Annotated in this window: 1 pseudogene; it reads right to left on the reverse strand. The window is 46.2% G+C overall.

The features are described from left to right. A pseudogene (locus B3182_RS08510) lies at nucleotides 1-238 on the reverse strand (YggT family protein); the annotation flags it as partial.

The following is a 238-nucleotide window of genomic DNA, read 5'->3' on the forward strand; positions in this document are numbered from 1 at the left end:
GCCATCTAAGCAGTACTTCGATAATAATCGTCACTGTAAACAGGCTGATAAACAGGGAAAATAATTCTGCAGCCGTCAGTAGAACCAGGCCAATAAGGGCGGGCCATGCCCCAGCCAGACTCAGTAGCAACGTCAGTTTGACTAAAGTGACCAGAATCAATAGCAGCAAAACGGCAGAATCAAATTTTCGAGTGCTAGGCATAAAACTGCGTAACGGAGCACAAAGTGGCTCGGTAAT

The organism is Methylophaga sp. UBA4204 (assembly GCF_002379485.1).
Lineage (GTDB): Bacteria > Pseudomonadota > Gammaproteobacteria > Nitrosococcales > Methylophagaceae > Methylophaga.